13 protein-coding genes are annotated in these 17,507 nt (G+C 38.3%); 7 read left to right on the top strand and 6 right to left on the bottom strand.

The genetic code is table 11. The features are described 5' to 3' along the window. Positions 1-788: 788 nt before the first annotated feature. A complete protein-coding gene (locus HEQ28_RS04875) occupies positions 789-2,483 on the bottom strand; it encodes a putative transporter (RefSeq protein ID WP_434504046.1) in 1,695 nt (564 codons plus the stop codon). A 187-nt stretch (positions 2,484-2,670) separates the two neighbouring features. Here HEQ28_RS04875 and ileS point away from each other — a divergent pair, with 187 nt between their 5' ends. Genes ileS through HEQ28_RS04840 form a run of 7 tightly spaced genes read left to right on the top strand, consistent with a single transcriptional unit; the run spans position 2,671 to position 11,072 of the window. Further along, positions 2,671-6,306, top strand: coding sequence for an isoleucine--tRNA ligase (ileS, locus tag HEQ28_RS04870; protein ID WP_434504045.1), 3,636 nt, complete (start codon positions 2,671-2,673; stop codon positions 6,304-6,306). Between the two features lie 31 nt (positions 6,307-6,337). Then, the gene (locus HEQ28_RS04865; RefSeq protein ID WP_018463582.1) at positions 6,338-6,721 is read left to right on the top strand and encodes a TraR/DksA family transcriptional regulator; all 384 of its coding nucleotides are present in this window, start codon (positions 6,338-6,340) and stop codon (positions 6,719-6,721) included. Next, positions 6,718-7,368, top strand: a complete 651-nt coding sequence (locus HEQ28_RS04860; RefSeq protein WP_434504044.1) for a lipoprotein signal peptidase — start codon at positions 6,718-6,720, stop codon at positions 7,366-7,368. The genes HEQ28_RS04865 and HEQ28_RS04860 overlap by 4 nt, the downstream gene beginning before the upstream one ends. A 2-nt stretch (positions 7,369-7,370) precedes the next feature. Then, positions 7,371-8,348, top strand: coding sequence for a DUF4296 domain-containing protein (locus HEQ28_RS04855; protein WP_434504043.1), 978 nt, complete (start codon positions 7,371-7,373; stop codon positions 8,346-8,348). After that, positions 8,348-8,548 (top strand): hypothetical protein, encoded by a 201-nt coding sequence (locus HEQ28_RS04850; protein ID WP_434504042.1) that lies wholly within the window; start codon positions 8,348-8,350, stop codon positions 8,546-8,548. The genes HEQ28_RS04855 and HEQ28_RS04850 overlap by 1 nt, the downstream gene beginning before the upstream one ends. A 12-nt stretch (positions 8,549-8,560) precedes the next feature. Beyond that, complete coding sequence (nadC, locus tag HEQ28_RS04845; RefSeq protein ID WP_434504041.1) at positions 8,561-9,409, top strand: carboxylating nicotinate-nucleotide diphosphorylase; 849 nt, start codon at positions 8,561-8,563, stop codon at positions 9,407-9,409. A gap of 13 nt (positions 9,410-9,422) precedes the next feature. Then, positions 9,423-11,072, top strand: a complete 1,650-nt coding sequence (locus HEQ28_RS04840) for a dipeptidase (RefSeq protein WP_434504040.1) — start codon at positions 9,423-9,425, stop codon at positions 11,070-11,072. Between the two features lie 172 nt (positions 11,073-11,244). On the opposite strand, the gene HEQ28_RS04835 is transcribed toward HEQ28_RS04840, so the two are convergent. The 5 genes from HEQ28_RS04835 to HEQ28_RS04815 are packed head-to-tail and all read right to left on the bottom strand — an operon-like array spanning position 11,245 to position 17,488. Continuing rightward, complete coding sequence (locus tag HEQ28_RS04835) at positions 11,245-12,897, bottom strand: tetratricopeptide repeat protein (protein WP_434504039.1); 1,653 nt, start codon at positions 12,895-12,897, stop codon at positions 11,245-11,247. A 23-nt stretch (positions 12,898-12,920) separates the two neighbouring features. Further along, positions 12,921-14,579: a DNA repair protein RecN gene (gene recN / locus HEQ28_RS04830; protein WP_434504038.1), complete on the bottom strand. Its 1,659-nt coding sequence runs from the start codon at positions 14,577-14,579 to the stop codon at positions 12,921-12,923. A 5-nt stretch (positions 14,580-14,584) separates the two neighbouring features. Then, on the bottom strand, positions 14,585-15,469 hold the full coding sequence (locus HEQ28_RS04825; RefSeq protein WP_434504427.1) for a type IX secretion system protein PorD: 885 nt from the start codon (positions 15,467-15,469) through the stop codon (positions 14,585-14,587). Continuing rightward, positions 15,444-16,634: a bifunctional phosphopantothenoylcysteine decarboxylase/phosphopantothenate--cysteine ligase CoaBC gene (gene coaBC, locus HEQ28_RS04820; RefSeq protein ID WP_434504037.1), complete on the bottom strand. Its 1,191-nt coding sequence runs from the start codon at positions 16,632-16,634 to the stop codon at positions 15,444-15,446. The genes HEQ28_RS04825 and coaBC overlap by 26 nt, the downstream gene beginning before the upstream one ends. Then, positions 16,634-17,488, bottom strand: a complete 855-nt coding sequence (locus HEQ28_RS04815; protein ID WP_434504036.1) for an exonuclease domain-containing protein — start codon at positions 17,486-17,488, stop codon at positions 16,634-16,636. The genes coaBC and HEQ28_RS04815 overlap by 1 nt, the downstream gene beginning before the upstream one ends. Between the last annotated feature and the right edge of the window lie 19 nt (positions 17,489-17,507).

Here is a 17,507-nt window from a genome sequence, read left to right as displayed (position 1 = left end):
ATTTTAGGGAGTGATTAGGCCCTAATCACTCTGTTGTCCTACATGCTTTGCAGAGTAATAAGGCCCTTATCACTCAATGGTGCACGAAAAAAGGTGATTTTATTCTCGCTGCGCTTCATGCATTTTGACTATAATAGAAGTTGATTATAAACATTCATAGTTATACTTACTGAATCACTATACATTTTTTAAAGTTGTAACAGCTAATCATTATTGTTTATGAAATCCTTTACTGAAAGGGTTGATATATCAAGATACTATATAAATCAGTTTTATTTCTTAATTTTATTTACAAAAAGAGATAATAATCCTATATTTGCTATTCCCATGAAAGGCATCATTGTGATTTGCTTTGTAACCCCAAGATACGAGCTAATGGTGGAACCCAAAAAGTGTTTTTCGTATTGTAATTTGATGAAATTCTATCGTTTTATGTACAAATGCGTCCTTGTAATGTAGGAACTATGTAGGAATATGTACTCTTAAGTTAATCTATTGATTAGTAGTTGCTTAAGTTGGAAATGTATATAATGTAGTTTTTTTTTTTGAATCTTTGTAAATTTAGAAAGGATAATATCCTCCCTAGATGGGTTCTGGTCTAAGTAGTTTTATGCTTGCTTAATTGAATATTAATCTTTTAATCACTTTGAATTTTATTGAAAGTTCTTTTGATATCTTTTCAAGAGAAAATATATCATGTGGGTAATGTCTTAATGACATAAATAAAAACAGCGTATATCTGTTTAAAGATATACGCTGAGTATAATAGAATTTTATTGTTTTATCTTTTATCCTCCACAACAGAATAATACAATTAACTGTGCGGTGAAAATACGTAAGAACATACTTAATGGGTAAACAGTACTGTAACCTACTGCTGGAGCTTCTTTTGAACATACGCTGTTTGCATAAGCTAGTGCTGGAGGATCAGTATAAGTACCGGCAATCATACCCATGATTGTAAAGTAATTAAACTTGAAATGCAGGCGGGCAATAGTTCCGACAATTAATATAGGAATTATTGTAATAAAGAATCCTGTATATACATATTTCAAACCATCTCCCTGAACAACAGTTTCCCAGAAGTTGGCACCTGCTTTTATACCTACAGAAGCAAGGAATAATACCAAACCAATTTCACGCAACATCATGTTTGCGGAAGTCGTTGTATAGGTAACAAGCTTGAATCTGTAACCGAAGCGACCAATAAGGATGGCAATGATAAGCGGACCACCAGCAATACCAAGTTTTAACGGAACTGGCATACCAGGAAGAGCAAGAGGAATACTTCCGAAAAGAATACCTACAACTATGCCGATGAATATAGTGGCGATATTTGGAGCATCAAGACGCTTGATACTGTTACCCATTGCCTCTGCAACACGGTTTACATTGTCCTCTGGACCAACAACCATTATTCTATCTCCAACTTGGAAACGATAGTCGCGGCTAGCAAATACATCCATTCCTTGGCGTGTTATACGAGTTACGTTGACACCATATACACTAGAGAAATGCATCTTACCAAGTGTCTTGCCGTTCATTGAAGCGCGTGTTACTACAATTCGCTTGCTGATTAGTGGCTGAGCCTCTGCCTCTGTATGCCAAGGTGTATCAATTTCTGGACCGATGAAAGCCTGAATAGCCTCGGCGTCAGCTTCAGCGCAAACGACAAGTACCTCGTCTCCAAGATTAAAGATTGTATTGTTTTTAGGAATAGTTACACTGTTGTCATGAAGAAGTCTTGAGCAAATAAGGTCACGATTTAAGAACTCTGAAATCTCAAGTAATGTGCGACCAGCAATATAATTGTTGGTAACCTTTAAATGCATCTGATGTGGTTTAGCATGAGGGTTTTCTGCTTCTTGATCATTGAGCCTATGTTCTTCTCTATTAAGTTTTACGCGAGTAATGTAACGGATAGCAATAGTTGCGCCGATTATACCTAGCACTCCAAGAGGGTAGGCACATGCGTAACCTGATGCAATCTGAGGAACATCACCTTTGCCGAACACGCTAGTAAGGGCTTCGTTAGCAGCTCCAAGTCCAGGAGTGTTGGTAACGGCACCATATAAAGTACCTACCATCATCGGAAGATTCTTAGGATTACTGGTGTCGAAGAACAACCAGTAGCAACCGAACATTACTGCAATGTTGAGCAAGATTATAACTGTTGAGAGAAGGTTGAGTGTCACTCCACCCTTACGAAAACTCTCAAAAAAGCCCGGACCAACTTGTAGACCAATACAGAATACGAACAATATAAGTCCGAAGTCCTGAAGGAATGTTAGAATGTTTATCGGGGCAGTAAAGCCAATGTGGCCTGCTAATATACCAGCAAAGAGTACAAATGTTACTCCGAGCGATATGCCACAAACTTTTACCTTGCCAAGTAGCACGCCAATTGCTATCACAAGAGCATAAAGCAATGCTATGTGAGCTACTGTGTCGGTAGAAGTAAAAAGATTAATTAACCAGTCCATAAAAATTTAGTGTATTATTGGCTGCAAATGTACAGCGAATTTAGGAATTAACAAAATAATAATGTGTTATTTTTTAACTTATATGTCCATATAATAAAAAATATGTAAGTCTTTTGGGTATGATAATTATTTTTATTATCTTTGCGGTCATTAAAATTATCACGTAATAAAATTAAGTTTTTAAGATATGGCCAAGAGATTTGCCGAACATAATGGTCTTAATTTGACAAAGACCAATAATGATGTACTTGCAGAGTGGGAAAAAAATGATATTTTCCATAAATCTATTGATGAGCGTGAAGGTTGTCAGCAGTTTATATTTTTCGAAGGTCCTCCTTCGGCTAATGGACACCCTGGCATTCATCACGTGTTGGCTCGTTCTATTAAGGATACTTTCAACAGATACAAAACCATGAAGGGATTTCAAGTACACCGTAAGGCTGGTTGGGATACTCATGGACTTCCTGTGGAACTAGGTGTAGAGAAAGAACTTGGTATTACAAAAAAAGATATTGATAACAAGGCTTCTGAGAAATATATCTCAACAGAAGATTATAATAAAAAATGTCGTGAGAATGTCATGATGTTTACCGCTGAATGGCGTGATCTGACTGAAAAAATGGGATATTTCGTAGATTTGGATCATCCTTATATTACTTACGATAACAAGTATATCGAAACCTTATGGTGGTTGCTCAAGCAGCTATACGGAAAGGGATTGCTATATAAGGGATATACAATTCAACCATATTCTCCAGCAGCAGGAACAGGACTTTCAAGCCATGAGCTTAATCAGCCTGGATGTTATCGTGATGTTAAGGATACAACCGTAACAGCACAGTTCCAGATTAAAGACCCTAAGGCTGAATGGACTAAGCATGGAAAACCTTATTTCATAGCTTGGACAACAACTCCTTGGACGCTTGCATCTAATGTTGCATTGTGTGTTGGTCCTAAGATTGATTATGTAGCTATAGAGACATATAACTTATATGATGGCGAACCACTGACTCTTGTTATGGCAGAAAGTCGTATAAGTGCATACCTTAATCCTGAACAGGAAGTTAAGGAAGGCGAACTAGGTGCTTTTGATAAGGAAAACAAAGTATGCCCTTGGCGTATTGTTGATCGTGTTAAAGGTACAGATTTGGAAGGTTTGCATTATAAGCAGTTAATGCCTTGGGTTAAACCATGTGAGAAGATAGGTGATTTCTCGGCTAAATTTGTCAACGACTATGCTGAAAAGCATGCTGATAAAGTGTTCATAAGTGAGGACGGACGTGATAAGTTTGTTGAGATGGACAGTGAGGCTTTCAGGGTAATTCTTGGTGACTACGTTACAACTGAAGACGGTACAGGAATCGTACATATCGCTCCTACATTTGGTGCAGATGATGCTAAAGTTGCAGCAGATGCAAATATCCCAGCTCTATACCTTATTAATAAGAAGGGAGAGACTCGTCCTATGGTAGATCTTCAAGGTAAGTATTATGTTGAAGAGGAATTAGACGTTAACTTCGTAAATGCTTGTTTGAATAAGGAAGCTTATGGCAAGCATGCTGGCGACTATGTTAAGAATTCATACGACCCTAAATTCAATCCTGATGGCGTATGGGATAAGAAAGCATCAGAAAAAGCAGAAGACCTGAATGTCATTATCTGTATGGAAATGAAACAGGACGGAGTGGCTTTCAAGATAGAAAAGCATGTACACAACTATCCACATTGCTGGCGTACAGACAAGCCTATCCTTTATTATCCTCTTGACAGTTGGTTTATCAATGATACAGCGAAAAAGGAGCGTATGGTTGAACTAAACAAGACTATATGTTGGCAGCCAGAGAGTACTGGTACTGGTCGTTTCGGTAACTGGTTGGAAAACTTGAATGACTGGAATTTGAGCCGTAGTCGCTTCTGGGGTACACCACTTCCTATATGGCGTGATGAGAAGCGAAATGCTAAGTGCATCGGCAGTCTTGAAGAACTTTACAATGAGATAGAGAAGAGTGTTGCTGCAGGTGTAATGAGCAGTAACCCATTAAAGGATAATGGATTTGTTGTAGGTGATTATTCAAAAGAAAACTATGATAAGGTTGATCTTCATCGTCCGTATGTAGATAATATCATTCTTGTAAATGAAGAAGGAGAACCAATGAAGCGCGAAAGCGACTTGATTGACGTATGGTTTGATTCTGGTTCTATGCCTTATGCACAGCTTCATTATCCGTTTGAGGGCGAGATAGCCAATGACGGTTTGAAGAATACTGGTAAGAGCGAGGCTGAGTATCGTCGTGAACTAGTTACTTCTACATACGAGGGAACACCTGTTCCTCCAGCTTTCTATCCTGCTGATTTTATCAATGAAGGTGTAGACCAGACACGTGGATGGTTCTTCACACTTCACGCAATATCAACAATGGTATTTAATCAGGTTGCTTTCAAAAATGTAATCTCTACTGGTCTTGTGCTTGACGCAAAGGGCAATAAGATGAGTAAGCATGTCGGAAACGTAACCAATCCATTTGAAATGATTGACAAGTATGGAGCTGACCCAGTCAGATTCTATATGATGACAAACTCTGAGCCTTGGGACAACCTTAAGTTTGATCCTAGCGGTGTAGACGAGATTCGTAGAAAGTTCTTCGGTACATTATATAATACTTATAGTTTCTTTGCATTGTATGCAAATGTAGATGACTTTGATTCAACTGCACCTCAGGTGGAATTGGCAAAGCGTCCAGAGATTGATAGATGGATTATATCTAAGGTGAACTCACTTATCACTAATGTGGAAGCTGAACTTGAAAATTATGATCCTACACGTGCAGGACGACTAATAGATACTTTTGTTAATGATGACTTGAGTAACTGGTATGTTCGTTTGAATCGTAAACGTTTCTGGGGTAAGGAAATGAGTGAAGACAAGTTGAGCGCATATCAAACTCTTTATACATGCTTGATGACTGTTGCTAAACTACTTGCTCCTTTTGCTCCATTCTATGCTGATGAGTTGTATCATGACTTAGGTGGACAGCAGACAAGTGTTCATCTGGATAAGTTCCCTGTAGCAGACAAAACTGCAGTTGATGCAGACTTGGAGATACGTATGGGTATGGCACAGAAGATTACTTCAATGACTTTGGCTTTGCGTCGTAAAGTTAATATCAAGGTGCGTCAACCACTTGCTCAGATCATGGTTCCTGCTATAGACGAAAATCAGAAACAGCATATTGAGGCTGTCGCTGACCTTATTAAGAGTGAGGTTAACGTAAAGGATTTGCAGTTTGTAGGAGGACAAGGTATTCTTGTCAAGAAAGTAAAATGTAATTTCCGTGTTATGGGTAAGAAGTTCGGTAAGCTGATGAAAGCAGTAGCTGCCAGAATGGATGCACTTGACCAGAATGAAATTGCTTTACTTGAAACTTCAGGCAATACAACCTTTGATATTGAAGGACAGACAATTACAGTTGATGCTACAGATGTAGACATTATCAGTGAAGATATACCAGGATGGTTGGTAAGCAATGAAGGCAACATAACTGTAGCTCTTGAAGTTGAACTTACTGATGAATTGAAGATGGAAGGTATGGCTCGTGAGCTTATCAATCGTATTCAGAATCTTCGTAAGGAAAACGGACTTGAAATTACAGATAGGATTATGGTCACAGTTGCTCCACACGAAGAGACAGATGCGGCTATTAAGTCATTCGGCGAAATGATCAAGAGTCAAGTGTTGGCAAATGATATAAAGATTGCAGACAATGATGGTGCTGAAACTGAATTCGATGAGTTTAAACTAAACATCACTGTTGAAAAGAATTAGCAAGAAGATATAATTAAATACTTATATATCTATGGACAAAAAAACACGTTATTCTGATGAGGACTTGGAAGAGTTCCGCGGAATTATTAATGACAAATTGAAGGTGGCTCACGAAGAATATTCTTCTATTATGCGCCAGCTTATGAATCAAGATGATAATGGTGTGGATGATACGTCTCCCACTTATAATAAAGTTTTGGATGACGGTAACGCCAACCAGAGCAAGGAAGATATGATTCAGATGGTTCAACGTCTGCAAAAGTTTATAAAAGGACTTGAAGCAGCTTTGTTGCGTATAGAAAATAAAACTTATGGTGTTGACCGTGTTACTGGTGAACTGATACCTAAGGAACGTCTTCGTGTTGTGCCTCACGCTACTCTTAGCGTGGCTTCGAAGAATGCAAGAAAGAAATGAAAAAAAATAGTTATTTATTGCAAGATGGTTTATTGGCGTTTATCTTGATTATCGCAATACTTGTTATTGACCAGATAATCAAGATAGAGGTCAAAACCAACATGTGTTTAGGTGAGTCTGTTCGTGTAACAGACTGGTTTTATATTAGCTTCATTGAGAACAATGGTATGGCTTATGGTATGACATTCTTCAACAAATTGGTGTTGAGTGTATTCCGTATAATTGCTGTTGGATGTATAGGCTGGTATATGCATCAGGTTCTTAAACAAAAACATTCAACGGGTTATATCGTTGTGTTGTCCATGATTATGGCTGGTGCAGCTGGTAACATAATAGACTCAATGTTTTATGGGCTGATATTTAATGCATCTTCTCCGTTCTATGTATCATACCTTGTGCCTTTTGGTAGTGGTTATGCATCATTTTTACAGGGGAAGGTAGTGGATATGTTTTATTTTCCTCTTATTGTTACTACATATCCAGATTGGGTACCTTTCAAGGGCGGACAGGAATTTATTTTCTTCTCACCAGTGTTTAACTTTGCTGATGCTTGTATTTCTGTAGGTGTTGCGCTGTTACTTCTTTTCTTCAGAAAAGATATGGAAGGTCTTTCTGAGACCGTTAAGGGTGCTTTTAAAAAGAAATAATTATGAAGTCTTCGTCTCTCCAAGGATGTAAGTTCCTTAAAATGACAATAAGTTCTCTTGTTGTAATTATGGGATTATTCCTGATGGTTTCATGTAAACCATCTGTACCTTCACAGTTTATTCAACCAAATAAAATGGGTGATGTTCTTTATGATTATCATCTGGCTAGCAGTATGGCACAGATTTCAGGTAATGATTCTGTCAATACGATAAAGTATCGTGCAGCTGTATTGAAGAAGTATGGCTATACTCCAGCGCAGTTTGACTCATCAATGGTGTATTACATGCGCCATACAGATCAGTTGAAGCAAATTTATGAGGATTTAACTAAACGACTTGGTAAAGAGGCTGTTGCATTAGGCGCTTCTGCTGATGCCGTTAATAGATTTGGTAGTGTTACTGCAAATGGTGACACCGCAAATGTATGGAACGAAGAGTCGGCTATGGTGCTTACACCACAGAAACCTTTCAACTTGAATTCTTTTTCAATGGTTGCTGATTCTGCATTCCATAAGGGAGATGGCATCATACTTGATTTTGATACACAATTCATATTCCAGGATGGTATGCGTGATGGAGTTGTCGTGTTGGCTGTTAAGTTTGGCAATGACAGTATTGCTACGCAGAACATGCATATTTCGACGGCTAGTCATTTTAATCTAACTATTCGTGATGATAAGAAACTTGGAATAAAGGAGATACGTGGCTTTTTCATGCTAAATAAGAGTCAGGATCCTGGAGACAATGCTACAACGTTGAAACTTATGATAGTAAGTAATATCAAGTTGTATAGAATGCACCAGAGTAAAGCAGTTGTAAATAAAGTGAACAGCGATAGCATTAAGACTTCTGGTAATGATTCAGCAAAGTCAAATAGTCAACGGCCTATGCCGCCATCAAGCGTTCCTGTTCCTCCTAATTCTGATCCGAATATGCAACCGAAGCGCCAGATGCCAATCCCACCCAAAGCGTTGAATTAATGGTAGATGCATTCAGACGATTAGGCTTTCATGAATTGAAAGTATCTGGTGAAGTTTTGCATCAGGTCATAGTTGAAGTTGTTGGAGATAGGGTAGTAAACTACTATGAGTTTACAGATGAATTGCCAATGACAGAATGGATTGGAGGAACTTGTGAGATCATTAATGACAAGTTGATTATAGAAAATAGTAATATATAAATATTTAATAATATGTTATCAGTAGACGAATTAGAAGACAAACTGATTGAATTGGCTTTTGCTGAGGATATCGGTGATGGTGACCACACAACGTTGTGTTGTATTCCTGATGATGCAATGGGTAAATCACATTTGCTAATAAAGGAAAATGGTATATTGGCTGGTGTAGAAATGGCTAAAAAGGTTTTTGCCAAGTTCGACTCTACATTGAAAGTTGAGGTTCTCATCAATGATGGAACTCCTGTAAAGATTGGTGATATCGCAATGATTGTAAGTGGTAAGACTCGTTCACTGCTTCAGACAGAGCGACTGATGCTTAATATCATGCAGCGTATGAGCGGTATTGCTACAATGACAAACAAATACGTTAAGTTGTTGGAAGGTACAAGAACTCATGTGCTTGATACACGTAAGACAACACCAGGATTGCGTATGCTTGAAAAGCAAGCTGTTAAGATAGGTGGTGGTATGAATCATCGTATTGGTCTTTTCGATATGATACTTCTTAAAGATAATCACGTAGACTTTGCTGGTGGTATAGAGAGTGCTATTGATCGTTGCCACGCTTATCTTAAAGAAAAAGGACTTGATTTGAAGATTGAAATAGAGGTAAGAAACTTTGATGAACTTCAACGTGTGCTTAACCATGGTGGAGTAGACCGTGTCATGTTTGATAATTTCAGTGTTCCTGATACAAAGAAAGCTGTTGACCTTGTTGCTGGAAGAATTGAAACAGAATCTAGTGGTGGTATCACTTTTGATACTATCCGTGGATATGCTGAACAGGGAGTTGACTTCATAAGTGTTGGTGCTCTTACACATAGTGTTAAGGGACTTGACATGAGTTTCAAGGCTTGTTAAATATATTGAGTTTATGAAGAAACAAATTTTAATAGCTGTCTTTACATTGAGCGCATCTGCTGCTTTGGCATGTACTAATTTTATCGTTGGAAAGAAAGCCAGTGCAGACGGAAGTGTTATCTGTTCATATAATGCTGATGATTACGGCATGTTTATTGATTTAGCTCATTATCCTGCAGGCGTTCATGCTAAGGGAGAAATGCGTAAGATTATTGATTGGGATACAAAGGTTTGTCACGGACAAATACCAGAGGCTCCTGTTACATATAATGTTATTGGAAATATCAATGAATTTCAGGTGACTGTTGGAGAAACCACTTATGGTGGCCGTGAGGAAATGGTAGACTCTACTAGTATCATTGATTATGGTAGTCTTATATACTTAGCTCTTCAACGTTCACGCAATGCACGTGAAGCGATAAAAGTTATGACATCTCTAGCCGAGACATACGGATATAATAGTGAGGGCGAGACCTTTACCATTTGCGATCCTAATGAGGCTTGGATCATGGAGATGATGGGTTGTGGAGCAGGAAGCAAGAGTGCAATTTGGGTTGCTCAACGCATACCAGATAATGCTATTTGCGCACATGCAAACCAAAGTCGTATAGGTAAGTTCAATATGAACGACCATAAGAATGTAATGTATAGTAAGAACGTTATTTCTTATGCAAGAAAGAAGGGCTGGTTTACAGGAAAGGACATTGATTTCTCATGGAAGATGGCTTATGCTAAACCTGATTTTTCTGGTCGTCGTTTCTGCGAAGCTCGTGTGTGGGCTTTCTTTAATCATTTCACAGACGGTTTCAACCGTTATCTGCCTTGGGCAGAAGGAAAGGATGACAATGCCGAGGATATGCCACTATGGGTTATTCCAAACAAGAAACTTTCTGTAAAGGATGTTCAAATGGCTATGAGAGACCATTATGAGGGAACTCCATTGGCAACTGATACTTTAGATTTTGGAGGTGGTATATGGGAAATGCCTTATCGTCCGACACCATTAATGTTTAAAGTAGACGGAAAGTCTTATTTCAATGAGCGTCCAACAAGCACACAGCAGACTGGTTTTTCTTATGTTAGTCAGATGCGTTCTTGGCTTCCACGTGAGATAGGTGGTGTGTTGTGGTTTGGAAATGATGATGGTAATATGATAGCATATACTCCAATATATTGTGGTAATACTGTCCAGCCTGAATGTTATAATACTCCTGGTGCTGATGCAGTTACATTCTCTACAAAGAATGCTTACTGGGTTTGCAATTGGGTTAGTAACATGATTTATCCACGTTATTCACTTATGTTCCCTGAGTTGAAGTCTGTTCGTGACAGTTTAGAAAGTTCTTACTTCGCAAATCAGCCAAACGTTGAGAACAAAGCACGTGAATTGTATGTTAGTGATAAAGCTGCCGCATTGAAGTATCTTAATGATTACAGTAATGATGAGGCTCAGCAAATGCTTGCTAGGTGGAACAAGTTGGCTTATTATCTTATTGTTAAGTATAATGATATGTCAGTTAAGCCAACAAAGAATGGTGAGTTTATCAGAACAAAGACAGGTATTGGAGCAACTGTAAAGCGTCCTGGTTATCCTGAATCTTTTGCTCGTAAGCTTGTTAAAGCTACTGGTGATAAGTTTGAAGTTCCAGAACATAAGAAGTAATCTTCTTTATAACATAATAAATAAAGCCTTTCAAGATTTTCTTGAAGGGCTTTATTCATATTTATTATATAGGTATAAGAACCTTTATAACAAGTGATTTTTAATTCAGACTAACATATTAATTCGTTTTATCATTCAAACAATTGTATGTTAGTCAGTCTTAAAGATTATATTATAGCTTTTTCAAATATTCGTCAGCACGAGTGTCACCTAGTGATTTAGCCTTTTCCAAAGCCTTCTTAGCCTCGTCTTTATTTCCAAGTTCCTTGTTTGCTATACCTAGCAACAAGTAACCATCAGGATATTCTGGAGCAATTATGGTGCATCTTGTTGCAGTTTTTACAGCGTCTGCATTCTTATTTACGCGAATTTGCAATGAAGCCATTTCTGCATAATAAGTCGGTTCATTAGGTGTTACGATGATAGCACGTGCTATATCGTTTAGTGCTTGCTGGAAACGATGTACTTGTAGTTCACATTTATATCTGGTATAATAGAAACTAGAGTTCAATGGTCTGCCTGACATCAATGAATCATATTCATTATAATCAACCAATGCATTATGATAATTTTTCATAGCATCGTATGATACGCCACGTGCTAGTACGTATGGTGCAGCAATTGATGTAAGTGGCTGTGGGCAAGCTGCTATTGCGCTGTCAAGAAGTGCCATTACTTCATTCTGTGGAGCTTTGAGTTGGGCTTTACATTGTGAAGCCTCATAAAATAGTTCACCATTGCGAAGTTTGGTCTTTGTCAGAGCAATAAACATGTTGTAGGCATTTTGATATTCACCTTTTGAAAATGTTATCTGTGCCTGCTGATGACGATATACGTCCAAGTCGTTTATTGCAGAAGCCTTTTTTGATTCCTCAAGAGCTTTGTCTAGACTCCAGTTTGTATATGGTTTGTTGCTGAAAAGTTCTTTCTGATATATTACTTTCGCATATTCAGAATGAGCCTCGTCTTTCTTTGCAACTTTTTCTAATGCAGTTTGCATAACCTTGTCAGCCTCCTCAAACTTACCTCCGTTTACATAGCTTGAAGCTTTATTGGTGTAACCTTCTGTTGAGCTAGGAAACTTACGCATAAAGTCATCAATATACTTCTGACGTGAGATAGAATCAGTCTGTTCACTAGCCATCATCATTGTCAGCAAAGCTTGGTTCTCATTGTCAGGTAGAGCTGTTCTAATACCGCATGTTCTCAATACTGCGTCATTGATAGTGAAACCATTTGCAACCATGTCTGATGCAAATTTGGCATCAGTAGCATGTACATCACCATTTTTGCTATGCTGAAGGAGTCCGATAACCTGTCCGTTGTTATTCACGAATGGGCAGCTTGCTGCATTATCAGGTGCTGTGGTAGAAAATATGTAATAGTTGTACTTATCCATAAACTTCTCCACACTTGCAATCTTGAAAGTATTAACGTCTGCTTTCTTTAATGAATAGCCAAGAAGAAAGACATTGCCATTTGCTTCTGTTAAAGCAACATCAGCCTTTATGGTACTACCGTCAACAATGAATTTGCAGACATCATACAATTCGTTAGCTCCTACAATTGCATCTACATTGTATGTCTTGCCATTTGCATCAACAACAACAGCGTGATCTGCACCAATAAATGGTGCCCAAGTGCTGATAGCCTCACCATCTTTGCCAACAAAGACGCCATGACTTGATGCGAGAATACTGCCATCTTTATTGAATGTCGTCAATGTGAAGACAGATTTCGAGGCTTTTTGAACTTGTGCTGATTGTGCCAATACTCCCGATATAGAGAAGACAATTGACATAATCAATAAATAGATTCTTTTCATAAGTATGTGATTTTATTTTTTATTTATAGTTTAAGAAGAGCCCTTGCATTGTTTATGGCCTCTTCTGATATGTTACTTCCGCTCAGCATCTGGGCAATCTCTTTTATGCGTTCCTCGTTGTTTAACATGCGCATATTGCTTATTGTCCCATCAGCAGTTTCTTCTTTTTCAACCTTATAGTGAGTAGAACCTAATGCGGCAATCTGTGGAAGGTGAGTGATACTTATTACTTGTCGCTCATTGTTTCCCATTTCCTGCATTATTTGTGCCATCATCTCGGCAACTCTACCGCTTACACCAGTATCAATCTCGTCAAATATGATTGTCGGTAATTTTACGACACCACTTATCATAGCCTTCAGTGACAACATTACACGTGCAATTTCACCTCCAGATGCAACTTGACTAACTGGTTGGAGTGAGGTGCTCTTATTTGCGCTGAACAAGAACGAAATCTTGTCTGCTCCGTCTTCTGATAGCTCCTTATTTATAAGCTCAATCTGGAAACGTACGTTTGGTATTCCCAATGGTATGAGTCGACTAGACATTTCCTTTTCAACTTTCTTTGCTGCTTCACTGCGCAGCTTTGTAAGTTTCCCAGCTTTGCTGATACATTCATCTTTCAGTGCATCAACTTTCTGTTGAGTCTCTTTTATCGTGTCATCAGAGTTGTCTATATTCTCTAACTTAACTTGCAAATCGTCACGTATAGACAGTAATTCAGCTATAGTGTTTACACGGAATTTTTGTTCAAGAGAGTATATATAGTCTAGTCGTTGAGTGAGATTATTCAATCTGTCTGGATCAAAGTCCACATTCTCAACATCGCGACTAATCTCCTGTGCTATATCTTTCAGTTCTATGTGGCAGTTGGATAATCGTTCTGCAAGTTCTTTGGCATTTTGAAATACGTTCTCAATATTTTGCAGTCTTGAAGCGGCAATCTTTACTTGCTCAACAGCTCCGTTGGTCTCAGCCATGAGAGCATTGTCACTATCATATAAAGCTTCCTTAATTTCCTCAGAATGACTTAGTTGCTCAGTTTCCTGTTCTAGCGTTTCCTGTTCTCCGTCTGTAAGTTGTGCCTTATTTATTTCGTCGAACTGGAATCTCATAAACTCTTCATTATCACGACTTTGAGCAATACTATCTTTAATTTTTTCAAGTTCTTTTATTGCTTCGTGATATTTAGCAAAACAGTTTCTGTAATCTTTCAGTTCTTTATTGTCGTTGGCTATAATATCAACCACATTCAGTTGAAAGTCTTCTTTTTGCAATAATAGGTTTTGGTGTTGACTATGTATATCAACAAGCATTTCTCCAAGTTCACGCATCATTGTCAATTGAACAGGAGTGTCATTAATGAAGGCACGGCTTTTGCCATTCTTGTTTATTTCCCTTCTAATAATGCAGTCTTGTGGTTCATAGTCAATATCGTTATTAGCGAAAAAAGAGTCCATATCATATTTGCTAAGGTCAAAGTGAGCCTCAATGACGCATTTGTCTTTTCCTGATTTAATAACCTTCAGGTCAGCTCGTTGTCCAAGCAATAAACCGATAGCTCCAAGTATGATACTCTTTCCTGCACCAGTTTCACCAGTTATGACAGAAAAGCCGGAATTGAAAGCAATATTCAATTCGTCTATCAAGGTGAAATTTCTTATATAAAGCTGTCTTAACATGATTGCTAATCTTTAATTTTGTTCCAAGAGTTGTTTTGGCTTGCATTTATTCCAAATAGGATTGCATATATTTTTTCTTTTTCATTCTGCGTTCCTTTGCCATTGTAAATGTTTGCCAATTCGTCTTTTTTATAATCAGTCCATATCTGCGGTAACATGCTCATTGGTCGTGCCTCATGAGCTGTTTTAAGGTCGCTTTCTATAGCCACAGATATGTTTACTCTGCCTTTTTCGGGGTTTTGAGCCATCTCGTCCATTCCGTTTCTATAATAATCATATTGCAGTTGACGGAAAGGTTTCATTCCCTCGTCAATATAATCATTTATGATGGCATATCTGTTTTTGCTGTCATCAAAACTCTTCCATCCGGTATAGTTAAGATTCTGTGAGTTGTTGGCTACGTTCATGCACCGTTGTAATACATCCTCGCCACCCATAGGTGAAAATGAATCAATATCCATTCCTATTATCAGATATGCGTAGTAGGCACAAAGTGCAGTTAGTTGGTTATCAACACTTTCGTCATTGAATTCAAGTTGATTGAATTCTGTAAACTCAAAGTTGAAATCATTGTCTGTATTGTTGTATAGTGTTGTGTTGTATGCTGAATTATATACAGGACGATTGGCTTGTATGATAGCCTTGCATGTAAACATATTAGTCGCTCTGTCATATTTTGTGACGGTAATATTGAAACTGCATGCTATGCGCTCGTTTTTCTGGAATTGGAGATTCGTCCATTTCCTGTCATTCATAAATTGTGACAGCGTATTTCGCAAATTGTCGAATACAGTATTATCAGTACCTTGAATTTGCGAATGGTTGATGTTTATAGTTGCCTGAAGTTCTTGAGAGTGGGCTGCATTACTGCATAATAGAAGCCAACTCATCAATGATATCAGTCGCAACTTCAGATTTAGGCTTTTTGTCATATTCCTTTTTCCCATCCTTACTGATAATGGTTATCTGATTTTCGTCACTGCGGAACGTTGTACCTGGTATTCTTGTTGAATTCAGCACAATGAAGTCTGCGTTCTTCTTTTCCAACTTATGTTTGGCATTTATCTCCTCATCGTTAGTCTCCAATGCGAATGCTACGATTTTCTGTTTGTCGCTCTTTATCTTGCCAAGAGATGCTGCTATATCATGAGTTGGTTTTAGTCGGATAATCAAGTCATCCTTCTCGCGCTTTATTTTCTTGTCTGCAACGTTTTCTGGTTTGAAGTCAGCAACAGCTGCACATAGTATTGCTGCGTCACAGTTGCCAAAAGCTTTTGTGGCTTCATTATACATGCTTTCACTGCTCTCAACATCAATTCTCTTTATTCCGTCAGAGCATTTCATTGATACTGGACCTGCTATAAGTGTCACGTCTGCACCACGTTGATAGCATTCTTCTGCAATAGCAAATCCCATTTTGCCACTAGAATAGTTTCCTATGAATCTTACCGGATCTATTTTTTCGTATGTTGGTCCGGCAGTAATCATTATCTGTTTGCCTTTAAGATCTTTATGATAGAATTGGCGGTTGAGAGTTTCCACAATCTTTTCAGGGTCTTCCATACGTCCCTTACCTTCAAGTCCGCTTGCCAAGTATCCGCTAGCAGGTTCGATGATATAGTTTCCGTACTCTTTCAGCTTTTCAATATTGGCTTGTGTTGACGGATGCTTATACATATCTAGATCCATTGCTGGAGCAATGAAAACTGGAGCTTTCATGCTTAGATATGTTGTGATGAGCATGTTGTCGGCTATTCCGTTTGCCATTTTTCCGATGCTGCTTGCCGTGCATGGGGCAATGATCATTGCGTCAGCCCATAAACCTAGGTCAACATGTGAATTCCACGTGCCGTCACGTTGTGAGAAGAATTCGCTTATCACAGGTTTATGTGTAAGAGCGGAAAGTGTTATCGGTGTGATAAATTCTTTTCCATCGGGGGTAATAACAACTTGTACCTCAGCACCGCGTTTTATTAGTTCGCGAATGATGAGGCACGATTTGTAGGCTGCTATTGAACCCGTAATTCCTAATACTATTTTTTTCCCTTTTAGCATTATCTATTATTGAATTCTCTTAATCTGATACGAGTAAGAATCTGTTTGGTATCGTTAGGGAAGTCTGCTCCAAGCATCCAAGAGTAAAATCCAGGATCTTTCTTCAACACTTCTGCAACAGGCATATTCTTATACTTTCCGAAATTGAATACCTCCTGCTTTTGTGGATTACCCTGTTTGTCGGAAAGCAGATTACCATCTTTATCTGTAATTGGTCGCCATACAATTCTTCCCGCAAAGTCAACATTGTCGTTTTGTTTTGAGAACTCTGCAAGGTAGTCCATATCGTTAGGCAACACTCTTTCTGGTTCATCCTGATTCTCAGCTGTGTACATCTCAAGTTCTCCCATAAGCACACGATATGTTGCTTCTGTGTCTTGGTCAGCACGATGAGCCTCGAAATCGTCTTCCATCTTGCGTCCGCAGTAGAATTTGTATGCAGCAGCTAGATTGCGCTTTTCCATCTTGTGGAATATTGTCTGTGCGTCGATGAGTCGGCTCTTAGAAAAGTCATAGTCAACACCTGCACGCAGAAATTCCTCAGCAAGCATTGGTACGTCAAATCTATTTGAATTAAATCCAGCGAAATCGCATCCTTTGAACTTTTCACTTAGTTCAGATGAAATTTCTTTGAAAGTAGGAGAGTCCTTAACCTTCTCGTCGTCAATGCCAGTTAACGCAACAACCTCATTAGGAATGTGCTTCTTTGGATTTACTAAATAATCGCCTCTATCTTCACTACCATCAGGGTTAACCTTTATATATGATAGCTGTATTATTCTGTCGTTTACAATATCAAGCCCCGTAGTCTCTAAATCGAAGACTATCAAGGGCTTTGTAATATTTAGTTTCAAGATATATTTATTTTAAATT

Source organism: Prevotella sp. (assembly GCF_051059605.1).
In the GTDB taxonomy this organism is placed as follows: domain Bacteria; phylum Bacteroidota; class Bacteroidia; order Bacteroidales; family Bacteroidaceae; genus Prevotella.
This window is presented reverse-complemented; position numbering and strand designations above follow the sequence as displayed.